The sequence below is a fragment of the Streptomyces parvus genome (assembly GCF_014648875.1).
Lineage (GTDB): Bacteria > Actinomycetota > Actinomycetes > Streptomycetales > Streptomycetaceae > Streptomyces > Streptomyces parvus.
In genome coordinates, this window is sequence record NZ_BMRY01000010.1 from 202147 (window position 1) to 215628 (window position 13482).

Below are 13482 nucleotides of genomic sequence, written 5' to 3' on the forward strand. Positions count from 1 at the left end.
CACCCCCACCTGACATCTGTACGCCCATGCGTCCCTGGCTACGACGCAGCAGACGCCCGAGAGGTTGCACGGGACGGGCACCCCGGGCCGCCGGGCTCTCACACGGCCGCGGGCTCGTCCTCCCCCAGGCCCTCTATGCCCTCCCCTGTGAAGGTGCGCCACAGCCGGGCGTACTGCCCGTCCAGGGCGAGCAGCTCGTCGTGCGTACCGTCCTCGGCGACGCGTCCGTGGTCCATCACCACGACCCGGTCGGCGCGGGCGGCCGTCGTCAGCCGGTGGGCGACCACCAGCGTGGTCCGGCGGCCGGTGAGCCGGTCGGTCGCCTGGTTGACGAGGGCCTCGGTGGCGAGGTCGAGGGCGGCGGTGGCCTCGTCCAGGAGCAGGACGTCCGGGTCGACCAGCTCGGCACGGGCCAGGGCGATGAGCTGGCGCTGTCCGGCGGAGAGGTTGCGGCCGCGCTCGGCGACCTCGTGGAGGTAGCCGCCCTCCAGCGTGGCGATCATCTCGTGCGCGCCGACCGCGCGGGCCGCGGCCTCCACCTCGGCGTCGGTGGCGTCGGGCAGCCCGTAGGCGATGGCGTCGCGGACCGTCCCGGCGAAGAGGTACGCCTCCTGCGGGACGACGCCGAGGCGGTGCCGGTAGGCGGTCATGTCGAGCTTGCGCAGATCGGTGCCGTCGGCGGTGACCCGGCCGCCCGTGGGGTCGTAGAACCGGGCGACCAGCTTGACCAGGGTCGACTTCCCGGCCCCTGTCTCCCCGACGAAGGCGACGGTCTGCCCGGCCGGGATGTGCAGGTCGATCCCGGTGAGGGCCTCCTCCTCGTCCCCGTACGCGAAGGAGACGTCCTCGAACGCGATCTCGCCGCGCAGCGAGAGCACGTCGAGCGGCTCGTCCGGGTCGGCGGTCGAGGTGGGCTCGCGGAGCAGCTCCTGGATGCGGCCGAGGGAGACGGTGGCCTGCTGGTAGCCGTCGAAGACCTGGGAGAGCTGCTGGACGGGGGCGAAGAACAGGTCGATGTAGAGGAGGTAGGCGACCAGCGCGCCGACGGTCAGCGTGCCGTTGTCGATCCGGCCCGCGCCCACGATCATCACCGCGGCGGCGGCGACGGAGGCCAGCAGCTGGACGAACGGGAAGTAGACCGAGATCAGCCACTGGCCGCGTACCCGGGCCTCGCGGTACGCGTCGCTGCGCTCGGTGTAGCGGGCGGCCCCGTCGTGCTCGCGGCCGAAGGCCTGGACAATCCGGAGACCGGCGACGGACTCCTGGAGGTCGGCGTTGACGGAGCTGATACGGGTCCGGGCCAGTTCGTACGCCTTGACGCTGCTGCGCCGGAAGAAGAAGGTGCCGATGATCAGCACGGGCAGGGTGGCGAAGACGACCAGGGCGAGCTGGATGTCCAGGACGAGCAGCGCGACCATGATCCCGAAGAAGGTGACCACGGAGACGAACGCGGTGACCAGACCCGTCTGGAGGAACGTGGAGAGCGCGTCCACGTCCGTCGTCATCCGGGTCATGATCCGGCCGGTCAGCTCGCGCTCGTAGTAGTCGAGGCCGAGCCGCTGGAGCTGGGCGAAGATCTTCAGCCGGAGCGAGTAGAGGATCCGTTCGCCGGTCCGGCCGGTCATCCGGGTCTCGCCGATCTGGGCGGCCCACTGGACGAGCACGACGGCCAGCGCGATCGCGGAGGCGGCCCACACCGCGCCGATGGAGAGGCGGCTGACGCCCTCGTCGATGCCGTGCCGGATCAGGACCGGCAGCAGCAGGCCCATCCCGGCGTCGACGGCGACGAGCCCGAGGCTGACGAGCAGGGCCCTGCCGAAGCCGCGCAGCAGCCGGCGCAGCCCGTACGACTCCTCCGGGCGGACGGCGGCGGCCTCGTCGATCCCGGGGGTGTCCGTGGCGGGCGGCAGCGCCTCGACCTGGGCGAGGAGTTCGGGGGTGGCGGGCATCCCGGCGACGGTGGTGTCCCGCTCCTCCTCCCTGCGGATCCACAGCTCGGGGGTGATGCCGCGCTCCGCGTCGAACTCGGCGTCCAGCTCCTCCTGGAGGGCGCGGTCGTCCTCGGGACCGGCCTCGGCGCGCGTGGGCCGGTGGCCGGGCGAGGTGGCGCCCAGCTCGTCGGGGTCGGTGAGGAGGCGGCGGTAGAGGGCGGAGGTGCGCTCCAGCTCCTCGTGGGTGCCGATCGCGGCGAGCTTCCCGCCGTCGAGGACGGCGATGCGGTCGGCGAGCTGGAGGGTGGAGCGGCGGTGAGCGATAAGGAGGGTGGTCCGCCCCGCCATCACCTGTTTCAGCGCCTCGTGGATCTCGTGCTCGACGCGGGCGTCGACGGCGGAGGTCGCGTCGTCGAGGAGGAGGAGCCGGGGGTCGGTGAGGATGGCGCGGGCGAGGGCAACGCGCTGGCGCTGGCCGCCGGAGAGGGTGAGCCCGTGCTCGCCGACGGTGGTGTCGTAGCCGTTCGGCAGTTCGGAGATGAACCCGTGGGCCTGGGCGGCGCGGGCGGCCGTCTCGATCTGCTCCTGGGTGGCGTCGGGGAGGCCGTAGGCGATGTTGGCGCGGACGGTGTCGGAGAAGAGGAAGCTGTCCTCGGGGACGAGCCCGATGGCGGCGCGCAGGGAGGCCTGGGTCAGCTCGCGGACGTCGTGGCCGCCGATGAGGACGGCCCCGTGGGAGACGTCGTAGAAGCGGGGCAGCAGGAGCGAGACGGTGGACTTGCCGCTGCCGGAGGCGCCGACGACGGCGACGGTCTCGCCGGGTTCGACGGTGAGCGAGAACCCGTCGAGTACGGGCCGGTCCGAGGCTCCGCTTCCAGGGTCAGTGTCTGTAGCGGAGGCGGAGCGAAGCGGAGCGTATCCGAAGGTGACGTCGTCGAACTCGATCCCGGCCGGGGCGTCGGCGGGCAGTTCCTTGGTCCCGTCCGTCATGGAGGGCTCGGTGTCGATGAGCTCCAGGACGCGTTCGACACCGGCACGGGCCTGCTGCCCCACGGTCAGCACCATGGCGAGCATCCGGACCGGCCCGACGAGCTGGGCGAGGTACGTGGAGAAGGCGACGAACGTGCCGAGGGTGATCTCGCCCCGGGTGGCCAGCCAGCCGCCGAGGGCGAGCATGGCGACCTGGCCGAGGGCGGGCACGGCCTGGAGGGCGGGGGTGTACCGGGAGTTCAGCCGGATGGTGCGCAGCCGCCCGGCGAAGAGCCGCCGGCCGACCTCGCGGAGCTTCCCGGTCTCCTGGTCCTCCTGCCCGAACCCCTTGACGACCCGGACCCCGGAGACGGCCCCGTCGACGACTCCGGCGACGGCGGCGGCCTGGCTCTGGGCGTACCAGGTGGCGGGGAAGAGGCGGGTCTTGGAACGGCGGGCGATGAACCAGAGCGCGGGGGCGACGGCGAGGGCGACGAGGGTGAGCGGGAGGGAGAGCCACGCCATGATCACCAGGGAGATGAGGAAGAGCAGCACGTTCCCGATGGTCATCGGGAGCATGAACAGCAGCCCCTGGATCAGCTGGAGGTCGCTGGTGGCCCGGCCGACGACCTGCCCGGTGGACAGCTCGTCCTGACGCTTCCCGTCGAGCCGGGTGATCGTCGCGTACATGTCCGTACGCAGATCGTGCTGGACGTCGAGGGCGAGCCGGCCGCCGTAGTAGCGGCGGATGTAGGTGGCGATGTAGACGAGGACGGCCGCGCCGATGAGCAGCCCGGTCCAGACGGCGAGCGAGCGGGTGTGGTCGGTGACCACGTCGTCGATGATCACCTTGGTGATGAGCGGCACGAGGGCCATGACGGCCATGCCGGCGAGCGACGAGCCGAGGGCGAGCACGACGTTCCGCCGGTACCGCCACGCGTACCCGGTCAGCCGCCGGCCCCACCCCTGTTGCTCTGCGCCCGTCACGCTTTGCCTCCCCGTCCCGTTCGATCTTCCGGAAGGCACCAACGCGGTGGGGGGCGGATTTCATCCCTCCGCAACAATCCCTCGCCGGGCGGCCCGGTCAACGGACCGCGCCCCCGCCACTCGTCCGACGGACTTCCCTCCCCAGTCCCGTGGATATACACTGCTGGATATATACGCTCCTCGACATGGAAGAACCCTTCATCATCGAGATCGAGCCGGAGGTCCGCCTGTGGCTGACGAACCTGTCGGCGAGTGACTACGAGAGGGCGGAGCACGCGGCGGGCAGGTTGGCGCAGGAAGCGACCACGCTAGACGAGCCGCACTCCCGGTACATCGGGGACGGAGTGCGGGAGCTCAGGTTCGAGATGGGGCGCAATCGCGAAGCCGTGCGGATCTCGTACTGGCTGGCCCCGCAGCGCCGGGTGGTCCTGCTGACCGTCTTCCGCAAGACCCGGCAGCGCGAGAATGCGGAGATCGCTCGCGCCAGGCGCGCCAAGGCGGTCTGCGAAACGGAGCACGGGCCCGCCCACGACACATTCATCCGCGATGTCTAGACGCGACGTCTGGAAAGGAAGAGCCACATGGTGAGTCACGCACAGTGGAAGCTTGCCCGGGACCGGAAGGTCGCCGCGAGCATCTCGGAGGGCGAGGACAGCGCCGAGAGCGCGGAGCGCGTACGACGCCGCCGGGAGCTCGATCTGGCCTGGGATCTCGGGCAGGCGGTCTACGACCGGCGTACGGCGCTGGGCCTGGCCCAGACCGAGCTGGCGCGACGCGCGAACATGACCCAGCCGCAGGTGTCGAAGCTGGAGCTGGGCGGCTCCATGCCCACCGTGCCGCTGCTGGTTCGGCTCGCCCGGGCGATGGAAGCAGACTTCAGCCTGCGGCCCGACGGGGAGGACGTGGTCCGGGTCTCCTTCATCCCGCACGTGGCCGCGGAGGAGGAGGCCCGCACGGAGCCGCCTGCCACGGAACATGCGTCCGCGCCCGCCGCCGAAGCGGAGGCGGACGCGGGCACAGAGAGGACGGCGGCCACCGGCTGAGGGCTCCCGGGGCATGGGCCTGCCTCGCCTACAGATGCGTCGGCTCGAACATCCGCAGCAGGGCCGGAAGCACGACGACGGATGGCCCCGGGGCCGCCAGCGCCTTACCGAGGTCCGCGGCGAGCGACTCCGCGCTGGTCCGGACGGCGGGCACGCCGAAGGACTCGGCGAGGGCGACGAAGTCCGGGCGGGCCAGCTCGGTGCCGGTGGTTTCGCCGAAGGCGCCCGTCATGTACTCGCGCAGGATGCCGTAGCCGCCGTCGTCGACGATCAGCCAGGTCAGCGGCAGATCGTACTGGCGCGCGGTGGCCAGCTCCGCGATGGAGTACATCGCGCCGCCGTCGCCGGAGACCGCGAGCACGGGCTTCGTCGGGTCGGCGGCAGCGGCCCCGATGGCGGCCGGGAAGCCGTAGCCGAGGCCGCCCGCGCCCTGGGCGGAGTGCATGGTGTTGGGGCGCCGGGCGTCGAACGCGGACCAGGCCCAGTACGCCAGGATCGTCATGTCCCAGAAGCTGGGCGCGGCGTCGGGCAGCGCCTCGCGGACGGCGGCGAGGACCTGCTGCTCCAGGGTGAGTTCCTGGGCCGCGATCCGGACCCGTACCTTCTCCAGCACCGTACGTACGCGATCGGCGGCGGCCGGGTCCTCGCGGCGCTCGACGGCCTCCAGGAGGTCGGCCAGGGCCTCGCGGGCGTCGGAGTGGATGCCGAGGGCGGGGTGGTTGGACTCCAGCTTCCCGGCGTCGGCCTCGATCTGGATGACCCGGCCGCGCGGGCGGAAGGTGTGGTAGTTCGAGGAAAGTTCGCCGAGGCCCGAGCCGACGACGAGCAGGACGTCCGCGTCCTCCAGGAAGTCGGTGGTGTGCCGGTCCTCCAGCCAGGAGCGCAGCGACAGGGGGTGCTCCCAGGGGAACGCGCCCTTGCCGCCGAAGGTGGTGACGACCGGCGCGTCGATCTGCTCGGCCAGCGCGCGCAGCTTGCCGGAGGCGTCGGAGCGTACGACTCCGCCGCCCGCGATGATCACCGGACGTTCGGCGTTGGACAGCAGATGCGCGGCGGCGATCGTCAGCTCGGGCCGCGGGTAGAGCTCGCGCGGGGTGGCGTCCATGGCGCTGACGACGGGGAGAGTCGTCTCGGCCAGCAGGACATCCTGCGGGATCTCCACCCAGACCGGCCCGTGCGGGGCGGTCAGCGCGGACTCCCAGGCGGCGGCGATCGCGGACGGGATCTGCGACGCGGACCGCACGGTGTGCACGGACTTCACGATGTCGCGGACGGAGGCCTGCTGGTCGCGCAGCTCGTGGAGATAGCCGTGCCGCCCGCCGCCGAGCCCCGCCGTCGGGATCTGGCTGGAGATGGCGAGGACGGGGGCGGAGGCGGCGGCCGCCTCCTGGAGCGCGGCGAGCGAGGTGAGCGCCCCGGGCCCGGTGGAGAGCAGCAGCGGGGCCACCTCCCCCGTGATCCGGCCGTACGCGTCGGCGGCGAACCCCGCGTTGTTCTCGACGCGGAGCCCGACGTACCGCAGCGAGGAGCGGCGCAGCGCGTCGAACATGCCGAGCGCGTGCTGACCGGGCAGGCCGAAGACGGTGGTGGCGCCGAGCCCCTGGAGGGACTCGACGACGAGGTCACCGCCGTTGCGGCCGGCCGGCGGGTTCAGTACGGCGGCGGCCTGGGCGGCGGTGAGCTGCGGCCGGTCGTCGTGGTCGTGGCTCACTTGGCGTCCTCGGCGTTCTGGGGGCTCCGGGAGGCCGCGATCTGCCGGGACATGATCGTGGTCAGCTCGTACGCGGCGTGGGAGGCGGCCACGGAGGTGATCTCGGCGTGGTCGTACGCGGGGGCGACCTCGACCAGGTCGGCGGAGACCAGGTGGCAGGAGGAGAGCCCGCGCAGGATCTCCAGCAGTTCGCGGGAGGTGAGGCCGCCGGCCTCGGGGGTGCCGGTGCCGGGGGCGTGCGCGGGGTCGAGGACGTCGATGTCGATGGAGATGTACAGCGGCCGGTCGCCGATGCGCTGGCGGAGCTGGTCGGCGATCTCGTCGACACCGCGCCGCATGACGTCGGCGGAGGTGACGATGCCGAAGCCCATCTTCTCGTCGTCGGTCAGGTCCTGCTTGCCGTAGAGCGGGCCGCGGGTGCCGACGTGGGAGAGGGCGGAGGTGTCGAGGATGCCCTCCTCGACGGCCCGGCGGAACGGGGTGCCGTGGGTGTACTCGGCGCCGAAGTAGGTGTCCCAGGTGTCCAGGTGCGCGTCGAAGTGGAGCAGGGCGACGGGCCCGTGCTTCTTGGCGACGGAACGCAGGAGGGGCAGGGCGATGGTGTGGTCGCCGCCGAGGGTCATCAGGCGTGCGCCGGTGCCCAGCAGGTCGTCGGCCGCGCCCTCGATGGTCTCGACGGCCTCGTTGATGTTGAACGGGTTCGCCGCGATGTCGCCGGCGTCGGCGACCTGGGCGAGCGCGAACGGGGAGGCGTCCTGGGCCGGGTTGTACGGGCGCAGCAACCGGGAGGCCTCACGGATGGCGTTGCCGCCGAAGCGGGCGCCGGGCCGGTAGGAGACCCCGGTGTCGAAGGGCACGCCGACGACGGCGACGTCGGTACGCCCGACCTCGTCGAGCCGGGGCAGCCGGGCGAACGTCGCGGGCCCGGCGTACCGGGGGACGCGGGAGGAGTCGATGGGGCCGCGCGGCGAATCGGTGCTGCTCATGGGGGGTGTGCCTCTCGTTTCTGGATTCGTACAGGTTTCGTACGGTGTCAAGTGTGCGGGCTTGTCAGCCCGTGCGGCCACGTTCGGCCCGTGCGGCCGGATCAAGCCCGTCCGGCCAAACCCAGCCGGTCCGGCCGAACCAAGCCCGTCCGGCGATTGAGGACGTCTGTGAGCTCAGCCGGCAATCTCAGCCCGTCCGGCGATTGAGGACATCGGTGGGCTCGGCCAGATCCAGCCCGAGGGTTCCGGCCTCAAACGCCGGAGGGGTGGGCCGGAGCCTCCTCCGGGGCGGGCTCACCGCGCCCCGCCAACCGCTCGCGCCACGCGGCCAGCACGGCCGCATCCGTGGGCGGCGTGGCCAGCGAGACGACGACGTACACGGCCAGCGACGCCAGCAGCCCGTAGTAGATCGGCTGATTGGCGAGGATCCCGTAGTGCCACATCAGCCCGACCACCGCGACACCCCCCACGCACACCGCCGACAGCGCCCCGGCCGCCGTGCCGCGCCGCCACAGCAGCCCGCCGATGATCGGCACGAGCAGCCCGCCGACCAGCAGGTTGTAGGCCACGGTCAGCGCTTCCACCACATCATTCAGCGCGATGGCGATCAGGATGACGGCGATGCCCATGATGAGGATGAACGCCCGGTTCCCCTTGACCTCGTCATGCGGCTCGTCCCCGGCGCCGTCCCCGCCGCGCCCGACGGCTCCCCGCAGCCGGGACCAGATGTCGTTGTTGGCGACGGTGGCGCAGGCGATCAGCGCGCCGGAGGACGTCGACATCACGGCGGCCAGCGCGGCGGCGAGCACGAGCCCGCGCACCCCTACCGGCAGCTCGTCCGTGACGATCGTCGCGAAGGCGGAGTCGGCGCTGGCGAGGTCCGGGTACATCACCTTGGCGGCGGTGCCGATGACGGCCCCGGCGATGGCGTAGACGAGGCAGTACGTACCGGCGACCGTCCCGCCCCACCGCGCCGTCGTGTCGCTGCGCGCGGTGAAGACGCGCTGCCAGATGTCCTGCCCGATGAGCATGCCGAAGGTGTAGATCAGGACGTAGGTGAAGATCGTCTCGCCGCCGATGCCGAGCGGGTCGAAGTACTCGGTCGGCAGCTGGGCCTTCATCTCGCTGAAGCCGCCTGCCTTGACGACGGCGACGGGCAGCAGGATCAGCAGGATTCCGATGGTCTTGACGACGAACTGGACCATGTCGGTCAGGGTGATCGACCACATGCCGCCGAGCGTCGAGTAGGCGACGACGATGGTGCCGCCGAGGACGATGGCGACGGTGCGGTTCACGTCGAAGAGGACGTCGAAGATGGTGGCGTACGCGATGGTCGAGGTGACCGCGAGCATCAGCGTGTACGCCCACATGACGACGCCGGAGATGATCCCGGCCCGCCCGCCGTAGCGGAGGTCGAGCATCTCGGAGACGGTGTAGACCTTCAGCCGGGCGATCCGCGCCGAGAAGAAGACGGAGAGCGCGAGGAGCCCGAGGCCGATGGTGAAGACCATCCACGCGCCGGAGAGCCCGTACTGGTAGCCGAGGCCGACACCCCCGATGGTGGAGGCGCCGCCGAGGACGATGGCCGCCATGGTGCCGGAGTACATGGCGGGACCGAGGCGGCGTCCGGCGACCAGGAACTCGCTCTTGGACTTGGCGCGGCGCATGCCCCACCAGCCCATGGCGAGCATGCCGGCCAGGTAGACGACGATCACGGCGTAGTCGACAGCCATGGGCTTCCCTCCGTCTCGCGCAAACAGATGTACGTGCGAGGAAGACGGTAGGTGGCCGAAAGCCGACGCTGAAGTGTACGTTTCCTCCACTCTCACCCTCTCGAATGGATGAACCGTCCATGCCGATTCCTTCCGAGGGCAGCACACCGCCCTCTCCCCTCTCCCCACCCGGTCCGCCGACCCCGCCCATCCCCCTGGCGGAGCTGCTGGCGAGCAAGGACCTGGGCCTGCGCCGGATCGCGGGCCCGGCCGAGGCCGAGCTGCTCTGGGTGCACACCTCGGAGATGGCGGACCCGTATCCGTACCTGCTCGGCGGCGAGCTGCTGCTGAGCGCCGGGGTGCTGCTGACGGACCCGGACACTTACGTCGGCCGGCTGGTGGAGGCGGGGGCGGCGGCGCTGGGGTTCGGGGTGCGCCCGGTGCACGAGACGGTGCCCGGGGCGCTGATCGAGGCGTGCGACCGGCAGGGCCTGCCGCTGCTGGAGGTTCCGCCGGAGACCCCGTTCACGGCGATCGCGCGGACGGTGTGGCGGCTGATGGCCGAGGCGCGCCACCGCGAACTGCGCCGGGTGACCCGTGCCCAGCAGGCCCTGGCGACGGCGGCGGCCCGCCCCGACCCCGTACCGGCGGTCCTGCACCAGCTCGCGGCGCAGCTCGGCGGCCGGGCGGTGCTGCTGACGGCACGGGGCGAGGAGGTCCACGCGGCGGGCCGCGATCCGGCCGAGGAGATCGACGCGGCGGGCCACCCCCTGGCCCCGGAGGCGGCGGGAGCCCTGACCCGCCTGGCGCGTGTGGTGGCCCGCGAACGCCCCGGCTCCCCCGCGTCGGCCACGGACACGCACGGCGACACGCACTTGTCGGCGTACGCGCTGGGCGGCGCGGAGGGCCTGGTCCTGGCGCTGGCGACCCGGCGGCGGGAGTCCGGCGACCACACGGTGGCAGGCATCGCGGTGGTCCTCCTCTCCCTCCTGGCCGCCCCCCACCAGGGCGCGGACGCGGCGGGCCGTTCGGCGGCCCTGGTCCGCATGCTGCTGGGCGCCGACCCCGCCGAGGTGGCCCCGCTGCTCGGCGCCACCGGCCTCTGGACGGTGATCCACGCCCGCCGCACGGACGGCACTCCGGCGGACGCCCTGACGGCCGGGGCCCTGGGCGCGTCGCTGGGCACGGCGCTGGTGGACGCGGGTCGCGGGGGCGGCGAGGCGGTACGGCTGCTGCTGCCGGGCGCGGTGCCGGAGGACGAGGCCGCACGACTGCTGCCGGACGCGGAAGCGGAACGACCGCTGCCGGAGGCGGAGGGAGAGCCGGCACGACGGCAACCGGGCATGGCACCGCAGGACGAGGCGGTACGGCCGCCGGCGGACAGGGTCACCCCGCAACCCGGCTGGACGCTCGGCGCGTCCGCCCCCGCCCCCGTCACCGCGCTCGACGCCGCCGACGCCCGGGCCGCCCGCGCCCTGGCCCACGCCCGGGCGACCCGCGCCCCGCTGGCGGTGGACACCCCCGTGAGCGGCCTCGCCGCCCTGGTCCCGCCCGAACAGGCGGCCGCCCACGCCCGCACCCTCCTCGCCCCGCTCACCGCACCGCTGGCCGACACCCTGCGCTGCTGGCTCGCCCTGCACGGCAACTGGGACCGTACGGCGGTGGCGCTCGGCGTCCACCGCAACACCGTGCGCCAACGCATCGGGCGGTGCGGGGAGTTGCTGGACGCGGACCTGGACGACATGGACGTACGGGCAGAGCTGTGGTTCGCGCTGCGGCAGGGGTGACCGGGAGAGACCGGACCCCCGCGTGACCGATGAGTTCCGGCGCCCGCCCCGTCCTACTGATGAACAACGCGACGGATCCCGCCGCGAGCTCACGGACAACGGACAGGCGGTACCGACGATGGACAAGGAATTCACCGCGACCCTGCGGAAGAGCCCGAGCAAGGGCGGCTGGACCTATGTGGTGTGGCCCGAGTCGGCCGAGTTCTTCGGCACCCGCGGCCTGGTGAAGGTCCGGGGCACCGTCGACGGCCACCCGTTCCGGAGTTCGTTCATGGCCCTGGGGGACGGCACGCACAAGCTGCCCGTGAAGGCGGACGTCCGCAAGGCGATCGGCAAGGAGGAGGGGGACACCGTGACCGTCCGCCTGGAGGAGCGGATTTCCGGGTGACCAGGGGTGGGCGGGGGCCCGCCCACCCCGGCCTCACTCCCGCCGGTCGTGAAACCGCTTCCCCTCACACCCGGCCACCCTGGTGTGTACTCCACGAGAGCCTCTCGGTATGTTGCAGTGGCAAAGGGGGATCGCGTGGCACGGGATTACGACAGTCAACTGCTCGAATCGGTAGGGGTACGCCGCCGCAGGATGCGCGATGCCCTTCTCTTCGGCACGGGGCGCGCACGGCGCAGCGCCGACGAGCGGCTCGGGAAGGCGTTCGCGGGTATCGCCATCACCGCTGTGCTCTGCGCCGGCTGCGTCGGCTGGTCCTTTCTCCAGCACACGCTGGAGAAACAGAAGGCCGAGCAGGAGAAGCAGCAACAGCGGCAGGCGCAGCGGTACGAACCGCCGACGCATTCTTCCGGCCCGGAGAAGGGCCCCTGATCAACTCCGGCCGAGGAACCACCCGGTGGCCGAAAATGCATCAGGCAGGCGTTGCAGGCGATATTTCGCCGGGATCAGAAATGCGCCAACCGCACGACACACTTGGCCCAATTGGCCCGAAATTTCGGAATATCACGATGATAGGTTTCCGTAAGTGGTGAGCACAGCAATGACGTCCCGCTCGGAACTGAGCCGGGTGACCCTGGTCGGTGAGCGGCGCCGGGCCGACATCGTGCTGCCCTCGGACACCCCGATCGGTCAACTACTGCCGGACATACTCCAGTTGCTGGACGACCGCGCGGCATCGCGGCCCTTGACCAGGCAGTTGATCACCTCCGACGGTTCCGCCCTGCCGCACGACAGCACCCTCGCCTCGGCGGGCGTCAGCGACGGCGCCGTCCTGCGTCTGGTCAGGACCCACGCGGCGCCGCCCGCCCCGGTGGTCCACGACGTCACGGACCAGGTGGCCGACCATCTCGACCTCCAGGCCTGGCGCTGGCGTCCTGCCGCACGCAGGGTCTCCGCCGGGGCGTCGACCGTGGCCTTCTCGGTGATCGCCGCTCTGCTGGCCCGGCGGGAGGTCCCCCTGGGCACCCTGGCCGTCGCGCTGACGGTCGTCACCGCGGTCCTTCTTGTGGGCGGCACGCTGTTCGCCCGGATCGGCACGGGCAACCGCGGGCTGGCCACCGCGCTGCTGTTCGTCTCCGGCGGCCTCGGCATCCTCACGGCCTGGACCGCCGCCGACGCGTACGCGTGGTCGGGCCAGGCCCGGCTCGCCGCGGTGGCGACGGCGGTGGCCCTGGCTCTGCTGCTGCTCGGCTTCTTCTCGCCGCTCGGCCGCGGCGGTCTGATCGGCGCGGGTGCCACGGCGGTCGTGGCCGCGGTGTGGGAGGGCGTCGCCGCGGTGGAGTCGGATCCGGCCCGACTGGGCGCCGTGATGGCCGTGTTCTCCGTGGTCCTGCTCGGCATGCTGCCCCGGCTGGCCCTGATGGCGTCCGGCCTCACCGCGCTCGACGATCGGCGGTCGGGCGGGGTCTCCGTCAGCCGCCACGACGTCGCCGACGCACTGGCCGCCACGCACCGCGGACTCGCCCTCGCGACCGTGGTCACCGCGGTCTCGGCGACCGCTGCGGGCTGGCTCCTCACGCTGGCCGCCCGGCCGACCGTGTGGACGGTTCTCCTGCCCTCGCTGGTGGCGGTGGTACTCCTGTCGAGGGCGCGTGCGTTTCCCCTGGTGGCCGAGGTGGTGGCGCTGTTCTCCGCCGCGGCGGTGCTTCTCGTCCGCCTCGTGATGCTGTGGATGGACCAAGCCTCCGGGGGTGCGGGCCCCGTCGTCGTGCTCGGCGTGGCAGCGCTGCTGCCGCTGCTCGTTCTGTCGGTGGAGCCCCCCGAGCACGTACGGGTGCGGCTCCGGCGCACCGCCGACCTCGTCGAGTCCGTCGGCATGGTGGGGCTGTTCCCGCTCGCCATCGGTGTGTTCGGTGTGTACGGCCAGTTGCTCGACAAGTTCTGACATTCATGCGCGGGGCGGCTCCGGTC

General features: G+C 72.2%; 10 protein-coding genes. 6 read left to right on the top strand and 4 right to left on the bottom strand.

The annotated features are described in order from the left end of the window. Positions 1-98 precede the first annotated feature (98 nt). Positions 99-3887, bottom strand: a complete 3789-nt coding sequence (locus IE140_RS27755) for an ABC transporter ATP-binding protein (protein WP_150196791.1) — start codon at positions 3885-3887, stop codon at positions 99-101. A 185-nt stretch (positions 3888-4072) separates the two neighbouring features. Here IE140_RS27755 and IE140_RS27760 point away from each other — a divergent pair, with 185 nt between their 5' ends. After that, positions 4073-4441 (top strand): type II toxin-antitoxin system RelE/ParE family toxin, encoded by a 369-nt coding sequence (locus IE140_RS27760; protein ID WP_093444834.1) that lies wholly within the window; start codon positions 4073-4075, stop codon positions 4439-4441. A 27-nt stretch (positions 4442-4468) separates the two neighbouring features. Further along, positions 4469-4930 carry a helix-turn-helix domain-containing protein gene (locus IE140_RS27765; protein ID WP_150196790.1) on the top strand — a complete coding sequence of 154 codons (462 nt, stop codon included), beginning with the start codon at positions 4469-4471 and terminating at the stop codon, positions 4928-4930. Positions 4931-4958: 28 nt separating this feature from the next. Here IE140_RS27765 and IE140_RS27770 read toward each other — a convergent pair whose 3' ends face one another. The 3 genes from IE140_RS27770 to IE140_RS27780 form a co-directional block, all read right to left on the bottom strand. After that, a complete protein-coding gene (locus IE140_RS27770) occupies positions 4959-6641 on the bottom strand; it encodes a thiamine pyrophosphate-binding protein (protein WP_150196789.1) in 1683 nt (560 codons plus the stop codon). Beyond that, entirely contained in the window at positions 6638-7627 is a 990-nt protein-coding gene (gene speB / locus IE140_RS27775) for an agmatinase (RefSeq protein WP_100563976.1), read from the bottom strand. The genes IE140_RS27770 and speB overlap by 4 nt, the downstream gene beginning before the upstream one ends. 251 nt (positions 7628-7878) lie before the next feature. Continuing rightward, positions 7879-9360 (bottom strand): sodium:solute symporter family protein, encoded by a 1482-nt coding sequence (locus IE140_RS27780; protein WP_150196788.1) that lies wholly within the window; start codon positions 9358-9360, stop codon positions 7879-7881. A gap of 104 nt (positions 9361-9464) precedes the next feature. On the opposite strand from IE140_RS27780, the gene IE140_RS27785 reads away from it, so the two are divergent. The 4 genes from IE140_RS27785 to eccD all read left to right on the top strand — a co-directional run bounded on the left by IE140_RS27785 (position 9465) and on the right by eccD (position 13456). After that, the gene (locus tag IE140_RS27785) at positions 9465-11126 is read left to right on the top strand and encodes a PucR family transcriptional regulator (protein ID WP_189460804.1); all 1662 of its coding nucleotides are present in this window, start codon (positions 9465-9467) and stop codon (positions 11124-11126) included. Between the two features lie 118 nt (positions 11127-11244). Next, positions 11245-11514, top strand: a complete 270-nt coding sequence (locus IE140_RS27790; RefSeq protein ID WP_032774799.1) for a DUF1905 domain-containing protein — start codon at positions 11245-11247, stop codon at positions 11512-11514. Positions 11515-11649: 135 nt separating this feature from the next. Next, on the top strand, positions 11650-11943 hold the full coding sequence (locus tag IE140_RS27795; protein WP_100563968.1) for a hypothetical protein: 294 nt from the start codon (positions 11650-11652) through the stop codon (positions 11941-11943). A 169-nt stretch (positions 11944-12112) separates the two neighbouring features. Beyond that, a complete protein-coding gene (gene eccD, locus IE140_RS27800) occupies positions 12113-13456 on the top strand; it encodes a type VII secretion integral membrane protein EccD (RefSeq protein WP_150193106.1) in 1344 nt (447 codons plus the stop codon). Positions 13457-13482 lie beyond the last annotated feature (26 nt).

Coding starts and splice junctions, on each gene's coding strand:
- IE140_RS27790 (WP_032774799.1), top strand. CDS start 11,245: ATGGACAAGGAATTCACCGCGACCCTGCGGAAGAGCCCGAGCAAGGGC.
- IE140_RS27785 (WP_189460804.1), top strand. CDS start 9,465: ATGGATGAACCGTCCATGCCGATTCCTTCCGAGGGCAGCACACCGCCC.
- eccD (WP_150193106.1), top strand. CDS start 12,113: ATGACGTCCCGCTCGGAACTGAGCCGGGTGACCCTGGTCGGTGAGCGG.
- speB (WP_100563976.1), bottom strand. CDS start 7,627: ATGAGCAGCACCGATTCGCCGCGCGGCCCCATCGACTCCTCCCGCGTC.
- IE140_RS27780 (WP_150196788.1), bottom strand. CDS start 9,360: ATGGCTGTCGACTACGCCGTGATCGTCGTCTACCTGGCCGGCATGCTC.
- IE140_RS27765 (WP_150196790.1), top strand. CDS start 4,469: ATGGTGAGTCACGCACAGTGGAAGCTTGCCCGGGACCGGAAGGTCGCC.
- IE140_RS27760 (WP_093444834.1), top strand. CDS start 4,073: ATGGAAGAACCCTTCATCATCGAGATCGAGCCGGAGGTCCGCCTGTGG.